Source organism: Serratia ureilytica (assembly GCF_013375155.1).
GTDB classification, from domain to species: Bacteria; Pseudomonadota; Gammaproteobacteria; order Enterobacterales; family Enterobacteriaceae; genus Serratia; species Serratia ureilytica.
On the sequence record NZ_JABXOF010000007.1, the window covers coordinates 300,034 to 325,735 of the forward strand.

The 25,702-nt window shown below is 59.0% G+C and carries 22 protein-coding genes and 1 rRNA gene; 15 read left to right on the forward strand and 8 right to left on the reverse strand.

Annotation, left to right across the window (positions count from 1 at the left end; translation table 11 throughout):
- The first annotated feature begins 25 nt into the window (after positions 1-25).
- From dnaE to HWW83_RS15115, 10 genes are all read left to right on the forward strand, one after another.
- Entirely contained in the window at positions 26-3,514 is a 3,489-nt protein-coding gene (gene dnaE, locus HWW83_RS15070; RefSeq protein WP_033652500.1) for a DNA polymerase III subunit alpha, read from the forward strand.
- 12 nt (positions 3,515-3,526) lie between these two features.
- On the forward strand, positions 3,527-4,486 hold the full coding sequence (gene accA, locus HWW83_RS15075; RefSeq protein ID WP_004931972.1) for an acetyl-CoA carboxylase carboxyl transferase subunit alpha: 960 nt from the start codon (positions 3,527-3,529) through the stop codon (positions 4,484-4,486).
- A 112-nt stretch (positions 4,487-4,598) separates the two neighbouring features.
- The gene (locus tag HWW83_RS15080; protein ID WP_042785262.1) at positions 4,599-6,743 is read left to right on the forward strand and encodes a lysine decarboxylase LdcC; all 2,145 of its coding nucleotides are present in this window, start codon (positions 4,599-4,601) and stop codon (positions 6,741-6,743) included.
- 107 nt (positions 6,744-6,850) lie between these two features.
- The gene (locus tag HWW83_RS15085) at positions 6,851-7,240 is read left to right on the forward strand and encodes a VOC family protein (protein WP_047026598.1); all 390 of its coding nucleotides are present in this window, start codon (positions 6,851-6,853) and stop codon (positions 7,238-7,240) included.
- Positions 7,241-7,329: 89 nt separating this feature from the next.
- A complete protein-coding gene (gene cadC, locus HWW83_RS15090; protein WP_060660316.1) occupies positions 7,330-8,886 on the forward strand; it encodes a lysine decarboxylation/transport transcriptional activator CadC in 1,557 nt (518 codons plus the stop codon).
- Between the two features lie 369 nt (positions 8,887-9,255).
- On the forward strand, positions 9,256-10,599 hold the full coding sequence (gene cadB / locus HWW83_RS15095; RefSeq protein ID WP_033644886.1) for a cadaverine/lysine antiporter: 1,344 nt from the start codon (positions 9,256-9,258) through the stop codon (positions 10,597-10,599).
- Between the two features lie 95 nt (positions 10,600-10,694).
- On the forward strand, positions 10,695-12,833 hold the full coding sequence (gene cadA, locus HWW83_RS15100) for a lysine decarboxylase CadA (RefSeq protein ID WP_033635725.1): 2,139 nt from the start codon (positions 10,695-10,697) through the stop codon (positions 12,831-12,833).
- Positions 12,834-12,901: 68 nt separating this feature from the next.
- Positions 12,902-14,347 (forward strand): dipeptide permease DtpD, encoded by a 1,446-nt coding sequence (gene dtpD / locus HWW83_RS15105; protein WP_042785258.1) that lies wholly within the window; start codon positions 12,902-12,904, stop codon positions 14,345-14,347.
- Between the two features lie 56 nt (positions 14,348-14,403).
- Positions 14,404-15,735, forward strand: coding sequence for a tRNA lysidine(34) synthetase TilS (gene tilS / locus HWW83_RS15110; RefSeq protein WP_069100480.1), 1,332 nt, complete (start codon positions 14,404-14,406; stop codon positions 15,733-15,735).
- On the forward strand, positions 15,735-16,049 hold the full coding sequence (locus HWW83_RS15115) for a c-type cytochrome (RefSeq protein WP_025304017.1): 315 nt from the start codon (positions 15,735-15,737) through the stop codon (positions 16,047-16,049). Before tilS ends, HWW83_RS15115 begins: the two co-directional genes overlap by 1 nt.
- A 50-nt stretch (positions 16,050-16,099) precedes the next feature.
- On the opposite strand, the gene rof is transcribed toward HWW83_RS15115, so the two are convergent.
- Together rof and HWW83_RS15125 are read right to left on the reverse strand one after the other, a co-directional pair.
- Positions 16,100-16,363 carry a Rho-binding antiterminator gene (gene rof, locus HWW83_RS15120; protein WP_004931991.1) on the reverse strand — a complete coding sequence of 88 codons (264 nt, stop codon included), beginning with the start codon at positions 16,361-16,363 and terminating at the stop codon, positions 16,100-16,102.
- Positions 16,350-16,550, reverse strand: a complete 201-nt coding sequence (locus HWW83_RS15125) for a YaeP family protein (RefSeq protein ID WP_033652508.1) — start codon at positions 16,548-16,550, stop codon at positions 16,350-16,352. The genes rof and HWW83_RS15125 overlap by 14 nt, the downstream gene beginning before the upstream one ends.
- A 213-nt stretch (positions 16,551-16,763) precedes the next feature.
- On the opposite strand from HWW83_RS15125, the gene HWW83_RS15130 reads away from it, so the two are divergent.
- Genes HWW83_RS15130 through nlpE form a run of 3 tightly spaced genes read left to right on the forward strand, consistent with a single transcriptional unit; the run spans position 16,764 to position 18,442 of the window.
- Positions 16,764-17,312: a YaeQ family protein gene (locus HWW83_RS15130; protein ID WP_033644891.1), complete on the forward strand. Its 549-nt coding sequence runs from the start codon at positions 16,764-16,766 to the stop codon at positions 17,310-17,312.
- 3 nt (positions 17,313-17,315) lie between these two features.
- Positions 17,316-17,729, forward strand: coding sequence for an alternative ribosome rescue aminoacyl-tRNA hydrolase ArfB (gene arfB, locus HWW83_RS15135; protein ID WP_033644893.1), 414 nt, complete (start codon positions 17,316-17,318; stop codon positions 17,727-17,729).
- Between the two features lie 29 nt (positions 17,730-17,758).
- The gene (gene nlpE / locus HWW83_RS15140) at positions 17,759-18,442 is read left to right on the forward strand and encodes an envelope stress response activation lipoprotein NlpE (protein WP_060660320.1); all 684 of its coding nucleotides are present in this window, start codon (positions 17,759-17,761) and stop codon (positions 18,440-18,442) included.
- 68 nt (positions 18,443-18,510) lie between these two features.
- On the opposite strand, the gene proS is transcribed toward nlpE, so the two are convergent.
- The 6 genes from proS to metN all read right to left on the reverse strand — a co-directional run bounded on the left by proS (position 18,511) and on the right by metN (position 24,097).
- Positions 18,511-20,229, reverse strand: coding sequence for a proline--tRNA ligase (proS, locus tag HWW83_RS15145; RefSeq protein WP_033644896.1), 1,719 nt, complete (start codon positions 20,227-20,229; stop codon positions 18,511-18,513).
- 112 nt (positions 20,230-20,341) lie between these two features.
- Positions 20,342-21,049: a tRNA (N6-threonylcarbamoyladenosine(37)-N6)-methyltransferase TrmO gene (tsaA, locus tag HWW83_RS15150; protein WP_033644898.1), complete on the reverse strand. Its 708-nt coding sequence runs from the start codon at positions 21,047-21,049 to the stop codon at positions 20,342-20,344.
- A complete protein-coding gene (gene rcsF, locus HWW83_RS15155) occupies positions 21,046-21,450 on the reverse strand; it encodes an envelope stress sensor lipoprotein RcsF (RefSeq protein WP_033644899.1) in 405 nt (134 codons plus the stop codon). Before rcsF ends, tsaA begins: the two co-directional genes overlap by 4 nt.
- A gap of 114 nt (positions 21,451-21,564) precedes the next feature.
- Positions 21,565-22,380, reverse strand: a complete 816-nt coding sequence (locus HWW83_RS15160) for a MetQ/NlpA family lipoprotein (protein WP_033644900.1) — start codon at positions 22,378-22,380, stop codon at positions 21,565-21,567.
- A 39-nt stretch (positions 22,381-22,419) separates the two neighbouring features.
- Entirely contained in the window at positions 22,420-23,073 is a 654-nt protein-coding gene (locus tag HWW83_RS15165) for a methionine ABC transporter permease MetI (protein ID WP_004932010.1), read from the reverse strand.
- Positions 23,066-24,097, reverse strand: a complete 1,032-nt coding sequence (metN, locus tag HWW83_RS15170) for a methionine ABC transporter ATP-binding protein MetN (RefSeq protein WP_004932012.1) — start codon at positions 24,095-24,097, stop codon at positions 23,066-23,068. The genes HWW83_RS15165 and metN overlap by 8 nt, the downstream gene beginning before the upstream one ends.
- A 188-nt stretch (positions 24,098-24,285) precedes the next feature.
- On the opposite strand from metN, the gene gmhB reads away from it, so the two are divergent.
- The gene (gene gmhB, locus HWW83_RS15175) at positions 24,286-24,849 is read left to right on the forward strand and encodes a D-glycero-beta-D-manno-heptose 1,7-bisphosphate 7-phosphatase (protein WP_025304009.1); all 564 of its coding nucleotides are present in this window, start codon (positions 24,286-24,288) and stop codon (positions 24,847-24,849) included.
- Between the two features lie 393 nt (positions 24,850-25,242).
- A 16S ribosomal RNA gene (locus tag HWW83_RS15180) occupies positions 25,243-25,702 on the forward strand; the annotation flags it as partial.

Genomic DNA, 25,702 nt, shown 5'->3' on the forward strand with positions numbered 1-25,702 from the left:
AGCCCCTTCAATCAGGTATCTGGAGATGGCCGAACCTCGTTTTATTCACCTGCGCGTCCACAGTGACTACTCCATGATTGATGGATTGGCCAAGACGGCGCCGCTGGTGAAAAGAGCCGCCGCGTTAGCCATGCCTGCTCTGGCAATCACCGATTTCACCAACCTGTGCGGGCTGGTGAAGTTCTACGGCAGCGCGCACGGCGCCGGGATCAAACCGATCATCGGCGCGGATTTCCATGTGCAAAGCGAAGTCTTGGGCGACGAACTCGCTCAGCTGACGGTGCTGGCCAGCAACAACGAAGGCTACCAGAACCTGACGCTGCTGATTTCCCGCGCCTATCAGCGCGGCTACGGCGCCGCCGGCCCGATCATCGATCGCGACTGGCTGATTGAACATCGCGAAGGGCTGATCCTGCTCTCCGGCGCGCGTCAGGGCGACGTCGGCAAGTTCCTGCTGCGCGGCAACCAGGCGCAGGTGGATCAGTGTCTGGATTTCTACCAGCAATATTTCCCCGACTGCTACTACCTGGAGTTGATCCGCACCGGCCGCCCGGATGAAGAGAACTATCTGCATGCGGCGGTGGCGCTGGCCACCGAGCGCGGTTTGCCGGTGGTGGCCACCAACGACGTGCGTTTCCTGGTGGAAGATGACTTCGACGCCCATGAGATCCGCGTCGCCATCCACGACGGCTTTACGCTGGACGATCCCAAGCGGCCGCGCAACTACAGCCCGCAACAATACATGCGCAGCGAAGACGAGATGTGCGAGCTGTTCGCCGACATCCCGGAAGCGCTGCTGAACAGCGTCGAAATCGCCAAACGCTGTAACGTCACCATTCGCCTCGGCGAGTACTTCCTGCCGCAGTTCCCGACCGGCGATATGAGTACCGAGGACTTCCTGGTACTCAAATCGAAAGAGGGGCTGGAAGAGCGCCTCGAGTTCCTGTTCCCCGATCCTGAAGTGCGCGCGCAGCGCCGCCCGGAATACGACGAGCGTCTGGACGTCGAGCTGAAAGTGATCAACCAGATGGGGTTCCCCGGCTACTTCCTGATCGTGATGGAATTTATCCAGTGGTCGAAGGACAACAACGTGCCGGTGGGCCCAGGGCGTGGCTCCGGCGCCGGTTCGCTGGTGGCCTATGCGTTGAAAATCACCGACCTCGATCCGCTGGAATTCGACCTGCTGTTCGAACGCTTCCTGAACCCGGAACGTGTCTCGATGCCCGACTTCGACGTCGACTTCTGCATGGAGAAACGTGACCAGGTAATCGAGCACGTGGCGGAGATGTACGGCCGCGAAGCGGTATCGCAGATCATCACCTTCGGCACCATGGCGGCGAAAGCGGTTATCCGCGACGTAGGCCGCGTGTTGGGGCACCCGTACGGGTTCGTCGATCGCATCTCCAAACTGGTGCCGCCGGATCCGGGCATGACGCTGGAGAAAGCCTTCGCCGCCGAACCGCAGCTGCCGGAGATTTACGAGGCCGACGAAGAGGTCAAAGCGCTGATCGACATGGCCCGCAAGCTGGAAGGGGTGACGCGCAACGCCGGTAAACACGCCGGTGGCGTGGTGATCGCGCCGACCAAGATCACCGACTTCGCGCCGCTGTACTGCGATGCCGAAGGGAACCACCCGGTGACCCAGTTCGACAAGAACGACGTGGAATACGCCGGGCTGGTGAAGTTCGACTTCCTCGGTCTGCGCACCCTGACCATCATCGACTGGGCGCTGGAGATGATCAACGCCCGGCGCGCCAAGACCGGGCTGGAACCGATCGACATCGCCGCCATCCCGCTCGACGACAAGAAAAGCTTCGACATGCTGCAGCGTTCGGAAACCACGGCGGTGTTCCAGCTTGAATCGCGCGGCATGAAAGATTTGATCAAACGTCTGAAGCCCGACTGCTTCGAAGACATGATCGCACTGGTGGCGCTGTTCCGTCCGGGGCCGCTGCAGTCGGGCATGGTGGATAACTTCATCGACCGCAAACATGGCCGCGAAGAGATCTCCTACCCGGACATTCAGTGGCAGCATGAGTCGCTCAAGCCGGTGCTGGAGCCGACCTACGGCATCATCCTGTATCAGGAACAGGTGATGCAGATTGCCCAGGTGCTGGCCGGCTATACGCTGGGCGGCGCGGACATGCTGCGCCGTGCGATGGGTAAAAAGAACCCGGTCGAAATGGCCAAGCAGCGCGGCGGCTTTGAAGACGGCGCCAAAGCGCGCGGCATCGACGGCGAACTGTCGGTGAAAATCTTCGACCTGGTGGAGAAATTCGCCGGTTATGGCTTCAACAAATCGCACTCCGCCGCCTACGCGCTGGTGTCGTACCAGACGCTGTGGCTGAAGGCGCACTATCCGGCCGAGTTTATGGCGGCGGTGATGACCGCCGATATGGACAACACCGACAAAGTAGTGGGGCTGGTGGACGAATGCTGGCGTATGGGGCTGAAGATCCTGCCGCCGGACATCAACAGCGGCCTGTATCACTTCCACGTCAACGACGACGGCGAGATCGTTTACGGCATCGGCGCCATCAAGGGCGTGGGGGAAGGGCCGATCGAAGCCATTATCGAAGCGCGCAACAGCGGCGAGCAAGGTTATTTCAAAGACCTGTTCGATCTCTGCGCGCGCTCCGACATCAAGAAACTGAACCGCCGCATTCTGGAAAAACTGATCATGTCCGGGGCGTTCGATCGCCTTGGGCCACACCGCGCCGCGCTGATGAATTCGCTCGGCGACGCGTTGAAAGCGGCGGATCAGCATGCGAAAGCCGAAGCTATTGGCCAGGTGGACATGTTTGGCGTGCTGGCGGAAGCGCCGGAGCAGGTGGAGCAATCCTACGCCAACATCGCGCCCTGGCCGGAGCAGGTGGTGTTGGACGGTGAACGGGAAACGCTGGGGCTCTACCTGACCGGCCACCCGATCACCCAATACCTCAAGGAGATCGAACGTTACGCCGGTGGCCAGCGTTTGAAAGACATGCACCCGACGGATCGGGGCAAAATGACTACCGCCGTCGGGTTGGTGGTCGCCGCGCGGGTGATGGTGACCAAGCGCGGCAACCGCATCGGCATCTGTACGCTGGATGACCGTTCGGGCCGTCTGGAAGTGATGCTATTCACCGAAGCGTTAGAAAAATACCAGCATTTGTTGGAAAAAGACCGTATCCTTATCGCCAGTGGACAGGTCAGCTTTGATGACTTTAGCGGCGGGCTTAAAATGATGGCCCGCGAGGTAATGGACATCAGTGAAGCCCGGGAAAAATACGCTCGCGGGCTTGCTATCTCGCTGACTGACAGGCAAATTGATGACCAGCTTTTGAACCGTCTCCGTCAGTCGTTGGAACCCCATCGCTCGGGGACGATTCCAGTGCATCTCTACTATCAACGGGAAGATGCGCGAGCCAAGCTGCGTTTTGGCGCAACCTGGCGCGTGACGCCCACCGACCGCTTGTTGATAGACTTGCGGACGTTGGTAGGCAATGAGCAGGTGGACTTGGAATTTGACTAAAATAGGAATGCTATGAGTCTGAATTTTCTTGATTTTGAACAGCCGATTGCAGAGCTGGAAGCGAAAATTGACTCGCTGACTGCAGTCAGCCGTCAAGACGAAAAATTAGATATTAATCTGGACGAAGAGGTTCAGCGCCTGCGTGAAAAGAGCGTTGAGCTGACGCGCAAGATTTTTGCCGATCTTGGGGCCTGGCAGATTGCCCAATTGGCACGCCACCCGCGCCGTCCTTATACCCTGGATTATATCAAACACATCTTTACCGACTTCGAAGAGTTGGCGGGCGATCGCGCTTACGCCGACGACAAAGCGATCGTCGGGGGGATTGCGCGTCTGGATGGCCGCCCGGTGATGATCATCGGGCACCAGAAAGGCCGTGAGACCAAAGAGAAGATCCGCCGCAACTTCGGCATGCCGGCGCCGGAAGGCTACCGCAAGGCGCTGCGCCTGATGGAAATGGCCGCCCGCTTCAAAATGCCGATCATCACCTTTATCGATACCCCGGGCGCTTATCCGGGCGTGGGCGCGGAAGAACGCGGCCAGTCGGAAGCCATCGCGCGCAACCTGCGTGAGATGTCGCGCCTGAACGTACCGGTCATCTGCACCGTCATCGGTGAAGGCGGCTCGGGCGGCGCGCTGGCGATCGGCGTGGGCGACAAGGTGAACATGCTGCAGTACAGCACCTACTCGGTGATTTCGCCGGAAGGCTGCGCCTCCATCCTGTGGAAGAGCGCCGACAAGGCGCCGCTGGCCGCGGAAGCGATGGGTATCACCGCGCCGCGTCTGAAAGAGCTGAAGCTGATCGACTCGGTGATCCCGGAGCCGCTGGGTTCCGCGCACCGCGACGTGCCGGCGATGGCCGCCGCGTTGAAAGCGCAGCTGCTGGCCGATCTGAAAGATCTGGATGGCCTGAACGACGAAGAGTTGCTCAACCGCCGTTACCAGCGTCTGATGAACTACGGCTACTGCTGAGTTGCGATCTTCACGGTAATAAACCGCCTTCGGGCGGTTTTTTTTTGGGCTACACACCGCCGGATTTTCGTGGTGTTATAGAGACTTGGCCGTTAACTGACAGGAGCTGCCGATGAATATCATCGCCATCATGGGCCCGACGGGCGTCTACTACAAAGATGAGCCGATCCGCGAGCTCCACGCGGCGCTGGGCGCGATGGGATTCCAGCTGGTATACCCCAAAAACAGCGGTGACCTGCTGAAGCTGATCGAAGCCAATGCCCGCATCTGCGGCGTGATCTTCGACTGGGACGATTACAGCCTGGAGCTGTGCAGCGAGATCAACGAGCTGAACGAATACCTGCCGCTGTACGCCTTTATCAATACTCACTCCACCTTCGACGTCAGCCTGCATGAAATGCGCATGGTGCTCTATTTCTTCGAGTATGGCCTGAATGCGGCAGACGATATCGCGCAGCGCATCCAGCAATACACGGCGGAATACATCGACACCATTACGCCGCCGCTGACCAAGGCGCTGTTCAACTACGTGCGCGAAGGAAAGTACACCTTTTGCACGCCGGGCCACATGGCCGGCACCGCGTTCCAGAAAAGCCCGGTGGGCTGCCTGTTCTATGACTTCTTCGGCGCCAATACCCTGAAGGCCGACATCTCGATTTCGGTCACCGAGCTCGGGTCGCTGCTGGATCACACCGGCCCGCATCTGGAGGCCGAAGAGTACATCGCGCGCACCTTCAATGCCGAGCAGAGCTATCTGGTCACCAACGGCACCTCCACCGCCAACAAGATCGTCGGCATGTATTCAGCGCCGGCGGGCAGCACGGTGCTGATCGACCGCAATTGCCACAAATCGCTGTGCCACCTGCTGATGATGAGCGATATCGTGCCGATCTATCTGCGCCCGCTGCGCAACGCCTACGGCATCCTCGGCGGCATTCCGCAGCGCGAGTTTACCCGCGCCAGCATCGCCGCCCGGGTGCAGGAGACCCCGAACGCCACCTGGCCGGTGCATGCGGTGATCACCAATTCCACCTATGACGGCCTGCTGTACAACACCGACTACATCAAGCAGACGCTGGAGGTGCCGTCGATCCACTTCGACTCCGCCTGGGTGCCTTACACCAACTTCCATCCGATTTACGACGGCAAGAGCGGCATGAGCGGCGATCGGGTGCCCGGTAAGGTTTTCTACGAAACCCAATCCACCCACAAGCTGCTGGCGGCCTTCTCGCAGGCCTCGATGATTCATATCAAGGGCGACTACGACGAGAGCACCTTCAACGAAGCCTACATGATGCACACCACCACTTCGCCGCACTACGGCATCGTGGCGTCGATGGAGACCGCCGCCGCCATGCTGCGCGGCAATCCGGGGCGCCGCTTGATCAACCGTTCGGTGGAGCGCGCGCTGCATTTTCGCCGTGAAGTGCAGCGGCTGCGCGAGGAAAGCGACAGCTGGTTCTTCGATATCTGGCAGCCGGAAGAGATCGATGAAGCGCAGTGCTGGCCGCTGGATCCGGACGATAACTGGCACGGTTTCGGCCAGACCGATCGCGATCATATGTATCTCGATCCGATCAAGGTGACGATCCTGACGCCGGGCATGAATGAGCTGGGGGCGCTGGAGGAAGAGGGGATCCCGGCGGCGCTGGTGGCGAAGTACCTCGACGAGCGCGGCATCGTGGTGGAGAAGACCGGGCCGTACAATCTGCTGTTCCTGTTCAGCATCGGCATCGATAAAACCAAGGCGATGAGCCTGCTGCGCGGCCTGACCGACTTCAAGCGCGCCTACGATCTCAACCTGCGGGTGAAGAACATGCTGCCGGATCTGTACGCCGAGGATCCGGATTTCTATCGCCACATGCGCATCCAGGATCTGGCCGCCGGTATTCATCGCCTGATCTGCCAACACGATCTGCCGCGCCTGATGCAGCGGGCGTTTGACGTGCTGCCGGAAATGAAGCTGACGCCGCACCAGATGTTCCAGGAGCAGGTGCGCGGCAATGTGGAAACCTGCGAGCTGGATCAGTTGGTGGGCAAGGTGGCGGCCAATATGATCCTGCCTTATCCGCCGGGCGTGCCGCTGGTGATGCCGGGGGAAATGATCACCGAAGAGAGCCGGGCGGTGCTCGATTTCCTGCTGATGCTGTGCTCGATCGGCGAGCGCTATCCCGGTTTTGAAACCGACATCCACGGCGCCAAGCTGACGGAAGACGGACGCTATCTGGTGAAGGTGCTGAAAGCCCCGCAGCCATAAGGCCATAATGCGCCCGGCGGTTTGGAAAGATGCGCCGGGCTTCCTCATTGACGGCCTCATCGCCGCCGGATACCGTGCACCATCAGAATGAACAGGAGAGGGTTTCTATGCTGGCATTACGTCAGGTGCATCACATCGCGATCATTGGCGCGGACTACGCCGCCAGTAAGCATTTCTATTGCGACATTCTCGGTTTTACCCTGCTGAGTGAAGTTTACCGCGAGGAGCGTGACTCCTGGAAAGCGGATCTGGCGCTCAACGGGCAATACACCCTCGAGCTGTTTTCTTTCCCTTCGCCGCCGGCCCGCGTCAGCCGCCCGGAGGCTTGCGGCCTGCGCCATCTGGCGTTCAGCGTTGACGATATAGACCAAGCCATCGCCCATCTGCAGGCGGCCGGCGTCGCCTGCGAACCGGTACGCGTCGATCCTTATACTCAATCTCGTTTTACCTTTTTCAGCGATCCCGATGGTTTACCGTTAGAATTATACGAGAGTTAACGGCTTAATCGCCTCCCGGCGGCCACAGCCGGGGGCGATTATGCTATGATCGCGCCCTTGCCCCACATGCCTACAGAGTTATTTCCGCCATGCAAGAGCCTGCTTTTCGCGTCGGGGAGTGGCTGGTTACCCCTGCCGACAATACCATCAGCCGTGACGGCCGCCAGAAAACGCTGGAACCGCGCCTGATCGACATGCTGTGCTATTTCGCCCGGCACCCCGATGTGGTGCTGAGCCGCGACGAGCTGATCGATAGCGTTTGGAAGCGCAATATCGTCACTAATCACGTGGTGACCCAATGCATTTCAGAACTGCGCAAATACCTGAAAGACGGCGACAGCGACAGTCCGGAATACATTATCACCGTGCCTAAGCGCGGGTATAAGTTGGCGGCTTCGGTGATCTGGTGTGAAGACGGGGGGTCGCAGCCCGCCCCTGCGCCGGCGCCGCAGATTGCGGTGATCATGCATGAGCCGGAAGACGGCAGCGATGATGAAGACGATACGCCGTACGTGCCGCCGAGCCGGACCCGAACGCCGGTTGCCGCGCCCGGCGAAAAGCAGCCGCGCTTTTATCGCCGCTCGACGTTCTGGGTGTGGCTGGCGTTTCTGGCGGCGCTCAGCGTCTGCGTGGCGTTTGTCGGCATCGCAACGCTGTCGCAGCGCGTGCCGGTATCGACCATGCCGGTGCTGCTCAATCCGCGCGATATCGATATCCGCATTCAGGGCGGCGAGAGCTGCAGCAACTGGATGCCGCAGCTCTCCTATGTGGTGGGCGTCAGCGAGCTGATCACCGATTCGCTCAACACCTACTCGACCTTCCTGGTGCACGACCAAACCAATTACAACTATTCCGGCCCCAGCAACTCGGGCAAGTCGCTGTATATCGAGTTCGTTAATCAGCGCCACTACCGCGCCCAGCAGTGTTTCCTGTCCGTACGGCTGGTGGATAACGCCGACAGCTCAATCATGTTGGACAAGCGTTACTTCATTACCGCCGATAACCAGCTGAAGATCCAAAGCGACTTCCTTGCCAGCCTGTCCGCCGCGCTGAAACAGCCCTGGCCGCCGCAGCTGGAACAGCGTCTGGCACAGCTGCTGCCGGACAACGGGCCGCTGCTGCAGCGCTTCTACCAGGCGCATCAATTGTTGATCCACGGCGACGCCGATTCGTTGACTCGCGCCAGCGCGCAGCTGAGCGAGCTGATTAAAAGCGCGCCTAATTTCCACTACCTGCTGGCGGAAAAAGCGCTGGTGGATGTGCTGCGCAACTCTTATCAACCGTTCGACAGCCAGGGGCTGGCGCAATTGCGCGCCGATATCAGCCATCTGGCGACGATCCCCGAATTGAAAAATACGCCGATCGTGCAGCAAGTTCTGGCGGTTGATGCGCTGGCGCAGGGACGCATTGACGATGCGCACCGGGCGATCGAGCTGGGGATTGAGTTGCAAATGTCGTGGCTGAATTATGTGCTGCTGGGCAAAGTGTATGAAATGCAGGGGCAGAATCATTTGGCGGCGGATTCTTATATTACCGCGTTCAACCTGCGCCCCGGTGAAGATACCTTGCATTGGATCACCAATGGCGTATTCCAGACGTCATTGACCAACGTGGTGCCTTATTTAAATAACTATCAGCGCCAATAATTCACCAGAACCACGCCGCCATTATTCTCAGGGAATTCCGGCGGCGTTATTTATTGGTGAAGATATGTTGCGTCATTGTGTTATTTTGCTGCGCAATATCGTTCCTTTTCTGCCGTTTGTTATCCGTGATTAACCTGGTTATTATCCTGTTTTTTAACGATGTTTATCTTTTCTTTAGCTTACCTTTTTATCTTGATGTGTTAATCAAAAACCTCAGATTATCATTTGTATGATCATGAGCGTAATCTCACTTTATCTTTAGGACTTTATTTCTGCCGATGGTTAGCATCCTGACTATCAAGCCGGCTCATTAAAATCTTTTATTTATGGGTGTGGCTTATAAGAAACGTAAATCAGGAGAAACTGACCATGGCTTCACCCAAGAAAATAGGGCTTATTGCCTGCACCGGCGTAGTCGCCGGTAATATGATGGGGAGCGGGATTGCCTTATTGCCCGCCAACCTGGCGAGTCTCGGATCCATCGCCATTTGGGGATGGGTGATCTCGATTATCGGGGCGATGTCGCTGGCCTACGTGTACGCCCGCCTCGCGACCAAAAACCCGCAGCAGGGCGGCCCTATCGCCTACGCCGGTGAAATTTCCCCGGCGTTCGGCTTCCAGACCGGCGTGCTTTATTACCATGCCAACTGGATCGGCAACCTGGCCATCGGCATTACCGCCGTTTCTTATCTCTCCACCTTCTTCCCGGCGTTGAACAACCCGGTGCCTGCCGGCATCGCCTGTATCGCCATCGTGTGGATCTTCACCTTCGTCAACATGCTGGGCGGGACCTGGGTCAGCCGCTTGACCACCCTGGGCCTGGTGCTGGTGCTGATCCCGGTGATCGTAACCGCCACCCTCGGCTGGCACTGGTTTGACGCCGCCACCTACCAGGCTAACTGGAATACCTCCGGCACCACCGACAGCCATGCGGTCATCAAAAGTATTCTGCTGTGCCTGTGGGCGTTCATCGGCGTGGAATCCGCGGCGGTCAGCACCGGCATGGTGAAAAACCCGAAACGCACCGTGCCGCTGGCGACCATGCTTGGCACCGGCCTGGCGGGCATCATCTACATCGCCGCCACCCAGGTGATCAGCGGCATGTTCCCGGCGTCTGAAATGGCCGCCAGCGGCGCGCCGTTCGCCATCAGCGCCTCGGCGATTATGGGCAACTGGGCGGCACCGATGGTTTCCGCGTTCACCGCCTTTGCCTGCCTGACCTCGCTCGGGTCATGGATGATGCTGGTCGGCCAGGCCGGGGTGCGCGCCGCCAACGACGGCAACTTCCCGAAAGTGTACGGCGAGCTGGATAAAAACGGCATTCCGAAAAAAGGCCTGCTGCTCGCGAGCTGCAAAATGACCGCGCTGATGGTGCTGATCACCCTGATGAGCTCCGCCGGCGGCAAGGCTTCCGATCTGTTCGGCGAGCTGACCGGCATCGCGGTGCTGCTGACCATGCTGCCTTACTTCTACTCCTGCGTAGACCTGATTCGCTTCGAAGGGGTCAACGTGCGCAACCTGCTGAGCCTGATCGCTTCGGTGTGCGGCTGCGGCTTCTGCTTCATCGCGCTGATGGGCGCCAACTCTTTCGAACTGTCCGGCACCTTTATCATCAGCCTGATTATCCTGATGTTCTACGCCCGGAAAATGAATACCCGCCAGGCTGCCAATGCAGCGGCGGTCGATGAAAACACCACGGCCAAAGCGCACTGATTCGCGTCCGCTGACCGACTGAATTTACCCAGCCCCTTTCTTTCCGACCTGTCAGCCGCGACGGGAAGGGGCTTGCTTTGCCAGGAGAAATGCATATGAACGTTATCGCCATCATGAATCACATGGGTGTCTACTTCAAAGAAGAGCCTATCCGTGAACTGCATCAGGCGCTGGAAAGTCTGGATTTCCGCATCGTTTACCCTAACGATCGCGAAGACCTGCTGAAACTGATCGAGAACAACGCCCGTCTGTGCGGGGTGATCTTCGACTGGGACAAATACAATCTGGAGCTGTGCGAAGAGATCAGCCAGCTGAACGAATACATGCCGCTGTACGCATTCGCCAACACCTATTCCACGTTGGACGTCAGCCTGAACGATCTGCGCATGCAGGTGCGCTTCTTCGAGTATGCGCTCGGCGCGGCAACCGACATCGCCGCCAAGATCAAACAGAACACCGACGAGTATATCGACACCATCCTGCCGCCGTTGACCAAGGCGCTGTTCAAATACGTGCGCGAAGGCAAATACACTTTCTGTACGCCGGGCCACATGGGCGGCACCGCGTTCCAGAAAAGCCCGGTGGGCAGCCTGTTCTACGATTTCTTCGGCCCGAACACCATGAAGTCGGATATTTCGATTTCGGTGTCCGAACTGGGATCGTTGCTGGATCACTCCGGCCCGCACAAAGAGGCGGAAGAGTACATTTCCCGCGTGTTCAACGCAGAACGCAGCTACATGGTGACCAACGGCACCTCCACCGCCAACAAGATCGTCGGCATGTATTCGGCGCCGGCGGGCAGCACGGTGCTGATTGACCGTAACTGCCACAAATCGCTGACTCACCTGATGATGATGAGCGACATCACGCCGATCTACTTCCGCCCGACCCGCAATGCCTACGGCATCCTCGGCGGCATTCCGCAGAGCGAGTTCCAGCGCGCCACCATCGCCAAACGCGTGAAGGAGACCCCGAACGCTACCTGGCCGGTGCATGCGGTGATCACTAACTCCACCTATGACGGCCTGCTGTACAACACCGACTTTATCAAGAACACTCTGGACGTGAAGTCGATCCATTTCGACTCCGCCTGGGTGCCTTACACCAACTTCCATCCGATCTATAAAGGCAAGTGCGGCATGAGCGGCGGCCGCGTGGAGGGCAAGGTGATCTACGAAACCCAGTCCACCCACAAACTGCTGGCGGCCTTCTCGCAGGCTTCGATGATTCATGTGAAGGGCGATATCAACGAAGAGACCTTCAACGAAGCCTACATGATGCACACCACCACTTCGCCGCACTACGGCATCGTGGCGTCGACCGAAACCGCCGCGGCGATGATGAAAGGCAACGCCGGCAAGCGCCTGATCAACGGCTCTATCGAGCGCGCGATCAAGTTCCGCAAAGAGATCAAACGCCTGAAAGTCGAGTCCGACGGCTGGTTCTTCGACGTCTGGCAGCCGGAGCATATCGATGAGCCGGAATGCTGGCCGCTGCGCTCCGACAGCGCCTGGCACGGTTTCAAGAACATCGACAACGAACACATGTATCTGGACCCGATCAAGGTCACTATCCTGACCCCGGGGATGAGCAAGGAAGGCGAGATGCAGCCGTTCGGCATCCCGGCCAGCATCGTGGCGAAATACCTCGACGAACGCGGCATCATCGTCGAGAAAACCGGGCCTTACAACCTGCTGTTCCTGTTCAGCATCGGCATCGATAAAACCAAGGCGCTCAGCCTGCTGCGCGCGATGACCGACTTCAAACGCTCGTTCGATCTGAACCTGCGGGTGAAAAACATGCTGCCTTCGCTGTATCAGGAAGCGCCTGATTTCTATGAAAACATGCGCATTCAGGATCTGGCGCAGAACATTCACCGCCTGGTGGAGCAACACAACTTGCCGGACCTGATGTACCGCGCGTTCGAAGTGCTGCCAACCATGGTGATGAATCCGTACCAGGCGTTCCAGAAAGAGCTGCACGGCGAAGTGGAAGAGGTCTATCTGGAAGAGATGGTCGGTAAGGTCAATGCCAACATGATCCTCCCATACCCACCGGGCGTGCCGCTGGTGATGCCGGGCGAGATGCTGACCGAAGAGAGCCGGCCGGTGCTGGAGTTCCTGCAGATGCTGTGCGAAATCGGCGCGCATTATCCGGGCTTTGAAACCGACATTCACGGCGCCTATCGCCAGGCGGACGGACGTTATCGGGTGAAAGTGCTGAAGGCGAAATAACCGCAGCCAATAAGAGGGGAGGCGCTCGCGCTTCCCCTTTGTCGTTCACCGACTGATGGGAGACCACCATGAAAACACCCTCACAGCCGCGCGCAATCTACTATGTCGTAGCGATACAAATTTGGGAATATTTCAGCTTTTACGGCATGCGTGCGTTATTGATCCTCTATCTGACCCACCAACTCGGCTATACCGACAGCCACGCCATCGATCTCTACAGCGCTTACGCTTCGTTAGTTTACGTCACTCCTATTCTTGGCGGCTGGCTCGCCGACCGCCTGCTGGGCAACCGCGTCGCGGTGATCGCCGGCGCGGCGCTGATGACCCTGGGGCATATCGTGCTCGGCCTGAGCGCGGTCTCCGCCCAGTCGCTCTATCTGGCGCTGGCGATCATCATCTGCGGCTACGGCCTGTTCAAATCCAATATCAGCTGCCTGCTGGGCGAACTGTATCCGGCGCAGGACTCGCGCCGCGAAGGGGGCTTCTCGCTGCTGTACGCCGCCGGCAACGTCGGATCTATTTTGGCGCCGATCGCCTGCGGGTTGGCGGCCGAGCGCTATGGCTGGCACGTCGGCTTTGCGTTGGCCGGGATCGGCATGTTCGCCGGCCTGGTGATTTTCCTGCTTGGCGGGCGCCACTTCCGCCACACGCGCGGTGTGAATGCACCGCTGATGCGCGCCAAAAGCCTGGGTTTGCCGCACTGGGGTTGGCTTCTGGCGGCGCTGCTGGCGTCGCCGCTGTTCTTCACGCTGCTGTTTGAACGCGGCTGGGCCGGCTATTTGCTCGGGCTGGTGTGCGTGGCGGCGGTGGTGCTGGTGGCGCGCATTATGCTGCGTGCGGATGCCGGCCAGCGCCGGGGGCTGTGGCAGATCGTTGTGCTGATGCTGCTGGGCACGCTGTTCTGGGCTTTCGCCCAGCAGGGCGGCAGCTCCATCAGCCTGTTTATCGATCACTTCGTCGATCGGCGCTGGTTCGGCTGGACGGTGCCGACCGCCTTGTTCCAGTCGGTTAACGCCTGTGCGGTGATGCTGGGCGGCGTGGCGCTGGCGTGGCTGGCGAGCGGCGATGGCGATCGCACGCTGCGCATCTGGTGCAAGTTCGCCTTCGGTCTGCTGTTGATCGGCGTCGGCTTTACGCTGATGGCGCTGAATACCCGGCTGCACGGGCCGGGATCGATGGGGCTGATGATCGCCGGTCTGGCGGTGATGGGCTTCGCCGAACTGTTTATCGATCCGGTGGCGATGGCGCAGATCACCCGGCTGAATATCCCTGGTGCCACCGGCGTGTTGACCGGCATCTATATGCTGGCCACCGGTTCGATCGCCAACTATCTGGCGGGCATTATCGCCAATCAGACCGCCGAGGATCACATCGAAGGGGCGGCGATGCAGGCGTATGGCCGCATTTTCGCCCAGATCGGCTGGGGGGCGGCCGGATGTGCGCTGGCGGTGATCGCGGTGCTGGGCGGCTGGTGGCTGCTGACGCGACGCCAGGCCCGGACGGTTAATGCTTGATTGATGGCGGTAGGCGGGGTTAACGTGCAGCTATGTAGAAGTGACAAAGCCTACCGATGGATACTGATCAATTAACGACGCAGGTGGCGGAACAGCTGGGCGCGCAGCAGCGGCTGCTGGTGGCGTTTAGCGGCGGCCTGGATTCCAGCGTGCTGCTGCATCTGCTGGCGGCGTTGCGCCGCCAACGTCCGGCGCTGCAGCTACGTGCGCTGCACGTGCACCATGGCCTGAGCGCCTTTGCCGACCGTTGGGTTGAGCATTGCCGCAGCCGGTGTGCCGAGTGGCGGATCCCGCTGACGGTGACGCACGTGCAGGTGGATGCCCGCCAGGGCGGCATCGAAGCGGCGGCGCGTGCGGCGCGCTATGCCGCTTTCAGTGCAGCATTGGCGGAGGGCGAAGCGCTGCTCACCGCCCAACACCTTGACGATCAAAGCGAAACCTTCCTGTTGGCGCTCAAGCGCGGCAGCGGGCCGGCGGGATTGTCGGCGATGGCGGCGCGCGCCACGCTGGGCGAGCACCTGCTGTTGCGGCCGCTGCTGGGCTGCTCGCGTCAAACGCTGGAAAATTACGCGCAACGCCACGCCTTAACCTGGATAGACGACGACAGCAATCAGGACACGCGCTTCGATCGCAATTTCCTGCGGTTGCAGGTGTTGCCGCAGCTCAATCAACGTTGGCCGCACTTCGCTTCGGCGGTGGCGCGCAGCGCCAGCCTGTGCGCCGAACAGGAACAATTGTTGGACGAGCTGCTGGCGGAACCGCTGCAAAGCCTGTTGGCGGCGGATCGCTCATTGGCGATCGACGGTTTGACGGCCTGTTCGCCGGTGCGGCGCTTCGCTCTGTTGCGGCGCTGGATCGCATTGTTCAACGTTACCATGCCGGCGCGTGAGCAGTTGCAGCGTCTGTGGGAGGAGGTGGCGCTCAGCCGGGAAGATGCCGAACCGCAGCTGCAGCTCGGCGCCTATCAGATCCGCCGCTTCCGAGGCCGATTGCACCTGTTGCCGCCGCTGGCGGCACTGCGCGATGTGCATCTGCCCTGGCAGCCTGACGAGACGCTGACGTTGCCGGACGGGCTGGGGCAGTTGGTTGCCGGTGAGGGCGATCTGGCGCTGCGCGCGCCGCTGCCATCGCAGCAGATTAGCATTCGTTTCGGCGGCTTACGGGGCGCGGTGCGCATCGTGGGGCGCGCCCATTCGCGGCCGATAAAAAAACTGTGGCAGGAGCTGGGTATTCCTCCCTGGCAGCGTGAACGTATCCCGTTGATTTATTATGATGAGCAGCTGATCGCCGCGCTGGGCGTATTCGTCTGTGAGGCGGGGCAGGTGCCGGAAGGCGAACGCCCGTGGCGGCTGCGCTGGGAAAAAAATCATAATCGTGAGGAGCAATGATGAAGTTTGTGGAAATCGCGCTGTTGGCCGCCGGCCTGTTCAGCCTGCCGGCGTTGGCGGCGGGGGATGCGGCCGCCGGTCAGGCCAAAGCCGCCGCGTGCGCGGCCTGCCACGGCGCGCAGGGCAAGGTGACGGTGCCGATGTACCCGAATCTGGCCGGGCAGAACGCCATGTATCTGCAGCACGCGTTGCAGGCGTACAAGAAAGGGGAACGCAACGGTGGCCAGGCCGAGGTGATGAAAGCCTATGTGTCGGGATTGTCGGATGACGATATCGCCGATCTGGCGGCTTATTACGCCAGCCTGAAGCCCTAAATGACGAGGGCAGCCGTTGGGCTGCCCTGTTGGGATGGGGTTACCGCTGCTCAGTCCGACAGACTGACGACCACGGTACCGATTTCCGGATGACTGAAACTGCTGATATGGTCCAGACGCAGGTCGCGCTGCTGGCCGTTCTGTTCGATGGTCAGATACTCAACGCGTTTCTTTTGCAGCAGGTCGATCGCCTTGGCCTCGATCACTTCTCCGTCGCGTAACTCCAGCTTCAGAATAAGTTTATGCTGACAGGCGAGTTCCAGGTTGTCGTAGTCATCGCAATTGATGGGTTGGTACTCATCATTCATCAACATAGTCGCTCACCAATAAGTTAGCGGCGGCAAAGGCCGCCTGTTCCCTAACGGAGGACGGTAGCGCGTGGTTCGCTGCGACATCGTCCAATGCCTTTAACGCACAAGCCAGCGCATCAGGCACGTAGCCAAGATCTCCACTGCCAATCTCGGCGTAAGTACGGCGTACTAACTCACAGTATTGTTGCACAGTTTCCTCCCTTAAGAACCTCTGCATCATCAAGACTACTATCGCGATGAGGCGCAGACTCTCGGAGTTTTATCCTATCCTAGACGACTATAGCACAGCTGTTATGGAGTTATCAGCACCCCGGCACGCCTTTCGCACTGCCGCAGCCTGGCCGCGCTGGCGGGGTTTGGCCCTGATCAAGTACACTGTCGCCGGATAATAACGAGGTCACCCATGGCGCTGAAAGCAACCATTTATAAAGCCGCGGTCAATATTGCTGATATGGATCGTCACTTCTACCACGACGCCACGCTGACGCTGGCGCAACACCCGTCCGAAAATGAGCAGCGCATGATGCTGCGCCTGTTGGCCTGGATCTGCCACGCCGACGAGCGGCTGGTGTTCACCAAAGGGCTGAGCGCCGACGACGAGCCGGAGATCTGGCAGCGCAACGACCACAACGGGCTGGAAATGTGGATCGAGATGGGATTGCCCGACGAGAAACGCATCCGCAAGGCCTGCAACCAGTCGCCGCGCGTGGTCTTGTACGCTTACGGCGAGCGCGCCGCGCACGTTTGGTGGCAGGCGATGCAGGGAAAAGTGGCCGGCTACAAGAACCTGAGCGTGCGCTTCCTCGATGACGAACAGCTGGCGCGCCTGACGGCGCTGGCCAGCCGCACCATGACGCTGCAGGCAACGCTGCAGGAGGGAACTATTTGGCTGTCTGATGCTCAGAATAGTCTGGAAATCCAGTTTGCCGAGTGGCAGCAGGCACAGGTGTGACCGGTGCTGGAACTGTCAAGAAACGTAGCCATACCGGATAATGAGCTGGAATTGACGGCGATCCGCGCGCAGGGCGCGGGTGGCCAGCACGTGAACAAAACCTCAACGGCGATCCATTTGCGCTTTGACATCCGGGCATCCAGCCTGCCAGAGTATTATAAGGAAAGGCTGCTGGCGCTGAATCATCATCTCATTACCGCTGATGGCGTAGTGATTATCAAGGCGCAAGAGTATCGCAGTCAGGAATTGAATCGCGAAGCGGCGTTGGCCAGATTGGTCGCGCTGATTCAGCAGGCGATGGTGGTGGAAAAAATGCGCAAGGCGACCAAGCCGACCAAAGGGGCAAAATTGCGCCGTTTGGAAGGCAAGGCGCGTAAGGGCGCCACCAAGGCGCTGCGTGGCAAGGTTCGCACTTAGGAATACATGAACACAGTAGGAGAATAACTGTGAAGAAAATTACGGTAGCCCTGTTCTTGGCGGCAGGCGCACTCTCGTTGTTGGGATGCAACAATCATTATCAACCGAAGGAACAACCGCTGCAGGCGATGCCGCAGAGTTATCAAGGGGTGTTGCCTTGCGCCGATTGCGGCGGGCTGGATACGGCGCTGTTCCTGGATGAGGACGGCACCTTTGTGCTGCAAGAAACTTATCGCGGCACCAAAGACGGCGATCAGACCTTCGCCGACTACGGCAAATGGGCGCGCACGGCGGATAAGCTGGTGCTGACTGACAGCACCGGGGAAAAACGCTACTTCCGCCCGGTGGGCAAGAGTCTTGAGATGCTGGATCGCAGCGGCGCGCCGATCGCCTCCAAGCTGAATTATCGTCTGGAGCCGGTCGAGAAGCCATTGCCTAAAACGCCGATGGTGATGAAAGGCAGCTACACCTATATGGCCGACGCGGCGGTGTTCAAAGATTGCGCCACCGGCATCACGTTCCCGGTGGATAACAACATCGCGCTGGAGCAAGGTTACGCCAAAGCCAATAAGAATGCCGGTGAGCCGGTGTTTCTGACTTTCAACGCGCACTTCAGCGTGCAGCCGTCGATGGAAGAGGGGCAGATAGAGAAGGCGGTGGTGCCGGACGGCAAAATCGCGTTCGACCGCAGTAAAAGCTGCAGCAACAACTAACTTCCCCTGTCCCCATGGACATAAAAAAACCCGCCTAGGCGGGTTTTTTATTCGCTGACGGGCGGTGTTCAGCGTTTGATCTGGCCCAGCAGGAAATCAACGATTTCACCGGTTTTGATCATTTGCTTCTCGCCGACGCGGCGGTTTTTGTACTCGATCTCTTCGTTGTCGAGGTTACGGTCGCCGATAACGATAGAGTGCGGCACGCCGATCAGCTCCATATCCGCGAACATCACGCCCGGGCGCTCTTTGCGGTCATCGAGGATCACGTCGATGCCGTGGGAGCGCAGGGTGTTGTACAGCTCTTCGGCCAGCGCCTGCACGCGGAACGACTTGTGCATGTTCATCGGCAGAATAGCGACCTGGAACGGCGCGATGGCGTCCGGCCAGATAATGCCGCGTTCGTCGTGGTTCTGCTCGATGGCGGCGGCCACGACGCGCGTCACCCCGATGCCGTAGCAACCCATGGTCAGCACCTGGTTGCGGCCGTCTTCACCCTGTACGGTCGCTTTCATCGCTTCCGAATACTTGGTGCCGAGCTGGAAGATATGGCCCACTTCGATGCCGCGTTTGATCAGCAGCGTGCCCTGACCGTCCGGGCTGGCGTCACCTTCCACCACGTTACGGATGTCGGCCACCTGCGGCAGCGGCAGATCCCGCTCCCAGTTGATGCCGAAGTAGTGTTTGCCGTCGACGTTGGCACCGGCGCCAAAGTCGCTCATCGCCGCCACGCTGCGGTCGGCAACCACCGGCATCTGCAGCTTGACCGGGCCGAGGGAACCCGGGCCGGCTCCGACGATGGCGCGGATCTCTTCTTCAGTGGCGAAGGTCAGCGGCGCGGCAACCTGCGCCAGCTTCTCGGCCTTGATTTCGTTCAGCTCGTGATCGCCGCGCACCAGCAGGGCGACCAGTTTATGGCCGCTCTCTTCGGTGGCGCGCACCATCAGCGTCTTCACGGTTTTTTCCACCGGCAGCTGGAATTGCTCGACCAGCTCGGCGATGGTTTTGGCGTTTGGCGTATCCACCAGGCGCAGCTCTTCGCTGGCCGCCGCGCGCGGCGCTGCCGGAGCGACCGCTTCCGCCAGCTCGATGTTGGCGGCGAAGTCGGAACCGGTGGAGAACACGATATCGTCTTCACCGCTGTCCGCCAGCACCTGGAATTCGTGCGACGCACTGCCGCCGATCGAGCCGGTATCGGCCTGCACCGGGCGGAAATCCAGGCCCATGCGGCTGAAGATTTTGCTGTACGCTTCGTACATCGCGTCGTAAGTCTCCTGCAGAGACTCCTGCGAGGTATGGAAGGAGTAGGCATCCTTCATCAGGAACTCACGGGAACGCATCACGCCGAAACGTGGGCGCACTTCATCACGGAACTTGGTCTGGATCTGGAAGAAGTTCAGCGGCAGCTGCTTGTACGAGCTGATCTCGTTGCGGATCAGATCGGTGATCACTTCTTCATGCGTCGGGCCCAGCACGAAAGGACGGTCGCCGCGGTCGACGAAGCGCAGCAGTTCGGGGCCGTATTGCTCCCAACGGCCGCTTTCCTGCCACAGGTCGGCAGGCTGAACCACCGGCATGGATACTTCGATCGCGTTAGCATTGTTCATTTCTTCGCGAACGATGTTTTCAACCTTTTTCAGAACGCGCAGGCCGGTCGGCAGCCAGGTGTAAAGACCGGAGGCCAGCTTGCGGATCATCCCGGCGCGCAGCATCAGCTGGTGGCTGATCACTTCGGCGTCGGCAGGTGTCTCCTTCAGAGTGGAGAGCAGATATTGGCTAGTACGCATGGTGTTTTGGTTCCGTTAGAACTGCAAATTGCATCGGGCTGCCAGAGTGGCGGCCAAAAAGTGATTTAGTTTACCAGCGCGAGCGGGTCGCCAAAAGAGAGGCGGCGGAATTTTAACGCGGGTCGAGCGACAGCACTTCGGTGTGGCCGTCCACGACGCGCCAGCGCACGTTGAAATCCAGCAGCCAGACGGCGTAATCCCGTTCGACGTCCTCTCCTTTACGATAGGCGGGACGGGGGTCCTGTGCCAGCACCTGGCTGATAAAACGCCTTAATTGCGGGTAGCGCGCCTGATGTTGCTGCAGCTGCTGTTCCGCCTGCGGCGCGAAACGCACCGGCATATCGCCGGCGGGCGCGGCCTGGGCAAAGCCTGCGCGGGCCTGCGGTTGGCTCTCGGCGAACGGCAGATAAGGCTTGATGTCCACCACCGGGGTGCCGTCGACCAGATCGAGGCTGCCCAGTTCCAGCGCCACTTCCCCGTTTTTCACCCGTACGCCTTTGAGCTCAATGAGCGACATGCCGAGCGGGTTGGGGCGGAAGGTGGAGCGGGTGGCGAACACGCCCATGCGGGCATTGCCGCCTAAACGCGGTGGGCGTACCGTCGGGCGCCAGCCGCCTTCCATGGTTTGATGGAAAATGAACATCACCCACAGATGGCTGAAATCGCTGAGACCGCGAACCGCTTCCGCCTGGTTGTAAGGCGGCAGCAGCAGCAGTTCGCCGCCACCGTCTTCGACCAGCCCCGGTTGGCGGGGCACGGCGAATTTCTCTTTATAAGGCGAGCGGATCACGCCGATCTGCTCAAAAACGAATTCGGTCATTTAGACGAGACGTTAAGCGCCGAGCCCTGGCAAACGGCCTGCTGGTAACAACCGGCGACGCCGCTGACAATCTGGCAGTCGTGCAGCAGCACGGCGTTGGCCTTCATGTAAGACGCACGGATTTGCATGCGTTTACGGGCGGTAGCCAGATTCGGTGGGGAGTCTTGTACGGTGGTTTGGCACGATTCGCCGGACACTTCACCCAGATCGCGGAATGGTTTACCCACGAGTTCTTCTGCACTTTTATACAGTTTTACCGGAGCGGGGCGGGCGGCCGGCGTGGTCTTGGTCGGGGCGGTCGTGGTCGGCTTGCTGGTGCTGTTTGTTGAGGATGGCGCGATACGTTGCGATGAACATCCGGCCAGCGCGAGCGCTAACAAACAGAGAGGTAAAACACGCATTGAGATTCCTCTGCCTTAATGAAAGTGGCGCTATTGAAGCAATCTATGGCGGAAATAACAAGACGGGCCTTGGCCCGTCTTGCAATTATAGGAATAAAATTGGTGAATAAGCGCTTACCAGCCTTTCACGGCACCGCCGTTGAAGATTTTGTTGGCGGCGGCGTCCACTTCGTCAGACTGGTAGGCCTGAACGAATTTCTTCACGTTTTCCGCGTCTTTATTATCTTCGCGCGCAACCAGCAGGTTGACGTAAGGCGAGTCTTTATCTTCCACAAACAGACCGTCTTTCGCCGGCGTCAGGCCGATCTGGCTGGCATAGGTGGTGTTGATCACCGCCAGCGCGATCTGCTGATCGTCCAGAGAGCGCGGCAGCTGAGGGGCTTCCAGCTCAACCAGCTTCAGGTTTTTCGGGTTCTCGGTCACGTCCAGTACGGTCGGCAGCAGGCCAACGCCGTCTTTCAGTTTAATCAGACCGACTTTCTGCAGCAGCAGCAGCGAACGGCCCAGGTTGGTCGGATCGTTCGGCAGTGCGATCTGAGAACCCTCTTTCAGCTCGTCCAGCGATTTGATTTTCTTGGAGTAACCGGCGATCGGGTAAACAAAGGTGTTGCCGACCGGCACCAGCTTGTAGCCGCGATCTTTGATTTGCTGATCCAGATACGGTTTGTGCTGGAAGGCGTTCAGGTCGATATCGCCTTTGCTCAGCGCTTCGTTAGGCAGCACGTAGTCGTTGAAGGTGACCAGCTCAACGTCCAGACCGTATTTCTCTTTCGCCACTTTCTGCGCCACTTCGGCCACTTGCTGTTCAGCGCCGACGATCACACCGACCTTGATGTGGTTTGGATTCTTTTCATCCTGGCCGCAGCCCGCCAGAGCCAGAGTGCCGATCAGTGCGCCAATTGTCGCGATGGATTTAAATGTTAACGACATATCCCTTCCTCATTAGACTCGCATTAATATGCTGTGAAACTATTTATGGGTAACGGCTTTGACGATGCGATCGCCGCAGAATTGGATCAGATAAACCAAAACTACCAGTAATACTAATACGGTATTCATAACTGTGGCGTTATAACCGATATAACCGTATTGGTAACCGATTTGGCCCAGGCCGCCGGCGCCGACCGCGCCGCCCATGGCGGAGTAGCCCACCAGGGTGATCAGGGTGATGGTCGCGGCGTTGACCAGGCCCGGCAGGGCCTCCGGCAGCAGCACTTTCTTGATGATCTGCATCGGCGTGGCGCCCATGGCGCGCGCCGCTTCCACCAGACCGGACGGGATCTCCAGCAGGGCGTTTTCCACCATGCGCGCGATGAACGGCGCGGCGCCGACGGTCAGCGGTACGATCGCCGCTTGCAGACCGATCGAGGTGCCGACGATCATGCGGGTAAACGGAATCATCCAAACCAACAGGATAATGAACGGGATGGAACGGAAGATGTTCACCAGCCCGGACAGGATCTTATACAGCGAATTGTTGGCGATGATCTGCCCCGGGCGGGTGACATACAACAGCACGCCGACCGGCAGGCCGAGCACGAAACCGAAGAAGCCGGAGACAAAGGTCATCATGACGGTTTCCCACACGCCACGCGCCATCAACCACATCATTGCCTCAGACATAACCCAGAACCTCTACTTTTACCTGATTTTCTTGCAGGAACTTAATCGTCGCCAGCGCGTCTTCGTCGCTGCCGTGCAGCTCCGCCAGCATCACGCCGAATTTCACGCCGCCGGCATAATCCATCTGGGCGCTGATAATGTTGTTGTTCACGTTGAAGCGGCGAGCGGCTTCAGAGAGCAGCGGCGCATCGACCGACTGACCGGTGAACTCCAGGCGCAGCAGCGGCTGACGGTCGCCCTGACGCTCCGGCGACAGGCGCGCGGCGTAGTCGTCCGGGATATCCAGATGCAGCGTGGACTGAATGAACTGTTGGGCCAGCGGCGTTTTCGGGTGCGAGAACACTTCGCTGACGCTGTCTTTTTCGATCAACTGCCCCTGGCTGATGACCGCGACTTGGTCGCAGATGCGTTTCACCACGTCCATTTCATGGGTGATGAGCAGAATGGTCAGGCCCAGACGGCGGTTGATGTCTTTCAGCAGTTCCAGGATGGAACGGGTGGTGGCCGGATCCAGCGCGCTGGTGGCCTCGTCGCACAGCAGCACTTTAGGGTTGCTGGCCAGCGCGCGCGCGATCGCCACACGCTGTTTCTGGCCGCCGGACAGGTTGGCCGGGTAGGCGTCGTGCTTGTCCGCCAGGCCGACCAGTTCCAGCAGTTCGGTCACGCGCTTTTTGATCTCGGCGCGCGGCGTATTGTCCAGCTCCAGCGGCAATGCCACGTTGCCGAACACCGTACGGGAAGAGAGCAGGTTAAAGTGCTGGAAGATCATGCCGATTTGGCGACGGGCGCGCGTCAGTTCGCTTTCCGACAGAGACGTCAGATCCTGGCCATCGACCAGCACCTGGCCGGAGGTGGGGCGCTCAAGCATGTTGGCGCAGCGGATCAGCGTGCTTTTACCGGCGCCGGAGGAACCGATGACGCCATAGATTTGCCCGGCAGGAACGTGAAGGGTCACGTCAGAGAGCGCGGTAATGGTGCGCGAACCCTGCTGGAACACTTTAGTGATGTTAGAAAGTTTAATCATATTCTTCTTATTTTAGCGTGGTTGCCCGTGGCTAGATAAAAGTAAACCTCGGCGTGGAACCAAGGTATGCCTCAGATGTTAAGGCGTCTAGACGTCTAAGTCAACGACCAACGACGTTCTCCGGCGTTCTCAGCGTGGGGTAAAACATGCGATACTGTCAGCGTATACAGGCCCTCAGGAGCAAAGCGGTGACACAAAGCGTTCCAGCAATTTTTCTCGATCGTGACGGCACGATTAATGTTGACCATGGCTATGTCCATGAAATCGACAACTTCCACTTTATTGACGGCGTGATCGACGCCTGTCGCGAGCTCAAAAAGATGGGCTTCGCGCTGGTGATGGTGACCAACCAGTCCGGCATTGCGCGCGGCAAGTTCAGCGAAGACCAGTTTATGTACCTGACCGAGTGGATGGACTGGTCGCTGGCCGATCGCGACGTCGACTTCGACGGCATCTATTTCTGCCCGCATCATCCGGAGGCGGCAGTAGAAGAGTATCGCCAGGTGTGCGACTGCCGTAAGCCGCAGCCGGGCATGTTGCTGCAAGCGCAGCAGGAATTGAACATCGATATGGCCGCTTCTTATATGGTGGGCGATAAACCGGAAGACATGCAGGCGGCGATCGCGGCCGGCGTCGGCACCAAGGTGCTGGTGCGTACCGGCAAGCCGGTGACGGAGCAGGGCGAAAAACTGGCCGATTGGGTGCTAAACAGCCTGGCGGACCTGCCGGCAGCCATCAAAAAGCGGGTTTAATAGGCGTTACGAATGAATAGTGAGCGGTCAGATAAAAAATGCATATTAACGCTTGTCATTCTGAACCGGCTCCCTATAATGCGCCTCCATCGACACGGGACATGTGAACAACTTCACAGAGTATCCGGGGGTCGCAGAGAAAAAAACCTGAAAATTAGGGTTGACTCTGAAAGAGGAAAGCGTAATATACGCCACCTCGAGTTAGCAAGCGAAAGCGCCTAACTCACTGCTCTTTAACAATTTATCAGACAATCTGTGTGGGCACTCCACAAGACGATATCCAGCATCTTCGGATGCAAAAAAATATCAAGTCTTGAAGAGTGACTAACTGAAGTAAAATTCATGCAGTAAATCTTTGAGCACCGCTTCTCGAGTGGAAGCACATCAAGCTTTTAATTGAAGAGTTTGATCATGGCTCAGATTGAACGCTGGCGGCAGGCTTAACACATGCAAGTCGAGCGGTAGCACAGGGGAGCTTGCTCCCCGGGTGACGAGCGGCGGACGGGTGAGTAATGTCTGGGAAACTGCCTGATGGAGGGGGATAACTACTGGAAACGGTAGCTAATACCGCATAACGTCGCAAGACCAAAGAGGGGGACCTTCGGGCCTCTTGCCATCAGATGTGCCCAGATGGGATTAGCTAGTAGGTGGGGTAATGGCTCACCTAGGCGACGATCCCTAGCTGGTCTGAGAGGATGACCAGCCACACTGGAACTGAGACACGGTCCAGACTCCTACGGGAGGCAGCAGTGGGGAATATTGCACAATGGGCGCAAGCCTGATGCAGCCATGCCGCGTGTGTGAAGAAGGCCTTCGGGTTGTAAAGCACTTTCAGCGAGGAGGAAGGTGGTGA

Excerpts from the sequence above, each read along its gene's own strand:
- dnaE (WP_033652500.1), top strand. The coding sequence starts at position 26 with ATGGCCGAACCTCGTTTTATTCACCTGCGCGTCCACAGTGACTACTCC.
- accA (WP_004931972.1), top strand. The coding sequence starts at position 3,527 with ATGAGTCTGAATTTTCTTGATTTTGAACAGCCGATTGCAGAGCTGGAA.
- HWW83_RS15080 (WP_042785262.1), top strand. The coding sequence starts at position 4,599 with ATGAATATCATCGCCATCATGGGCCCGACGGGCGTCTACTACAAAGAT.
- HWW83_RS15085 (WP_047026598.1), top strand. The coding sequence starts at position 6,851 with ATGCTGGCATTACGTCAGGTGCATCACATCGCGATCATTGGCGCGGAC.
- cadC (WP_060660316.1), top strand. The coding sequence starts at position 7,330 with ATGCAAGAGCCTGCTTTTCGCGTCGGGGAGTGGCTGGTTACCCCTGCC.
- cadB (WP_033644886.1), top strand. The coding sequence starts at position 9,256 with ATGGCTTCACCCAAGAAAATAGGGCTTATTGCCTGCACCGGCGTAGTC.
- cadA (WP_033635725.1), top strand. The coding sequence starts at position 10,695 with ATGAACGTTATCGCCATCATGAATCACATGGGTGTCTACTTCAAAGAA.
- dtpD (WP_042785258.1), top strand. The coding sequence starts at position 12,902 with ATGAAAACACCCTCACAGCCGCGCGCAATCTACTATGTCGTAGCGATA.
- tilS (WP_069100480.1), top strand. The coding sequence starts at position 14,404 with ATGGATACTGATCAATTAACGACGCAGGTGGCGGAACAGCTGGGCGCG.
- HWW83_RS15115 (WP_025304017.1), top strand. The coding sequence starts at position 15,735 with ATGAAGTTTGTGGAAATCGCGCTGTTGGCCGCCGGCCTGTTCAGCCTG.
- rof (WP_004931991.1), bottom strand. The coding sequence starts at position 16,363 with ATGTTGATGAATGATGAGTACCAACCCATCAATTGCGATGACTACGAC.
- HWW83_RS15130 (WP_033644891.1), top strand. The coding sequence starts at position 16,764 with ATGGCGCTGAAAGCAACCATTTATAAAGCCGCGGTCAATATTGCTGAT.
- proS (WP_033644896.1), bottom strand. The coding sequence starts at position 20,229 with ATGCGTACTAGCCAATATCTGCTCTCCACTCTGAAGGAGACACCTGCC.
- tsaA (WP_033644898.1), bottom strand. The coding sequence starts at position 21,049 with ATGACCGAATTCGTTTTTGAGCAGATCGGCGTGATCCGCTCGCCTTAT.
- rcsF (WP_033644899.1), bottom strand. The coding sequence starts at position 21,450 with ATGCGTGTTTTACCTCTCTGTTTGTTAGCGCTCGCGCTGGCCGGATGT.
- HWW83_RS15160 (WP_033644900.1), bottom strand. The coding sequence starts at position 22,380 with ATGTCGTTAACATTTAAATCCATCGCGACAATTGGCGCACTGATCGGC.
- HWW83_RS15165 (WP_004932010.1), bottom strand. The coding sequence starts at position 23,073 with ATGTCTGAGGCAATGATGTGGTTGATGGCGCGTGGCGTGTGGGAAACC.
- metN (WP_004932012.1), bottom strand. The coding sequence starts at position 24,097 with ATGATTAAACTTTCTAACATCACTAAAGTGTTCCAGCAGGGTTCGCGC.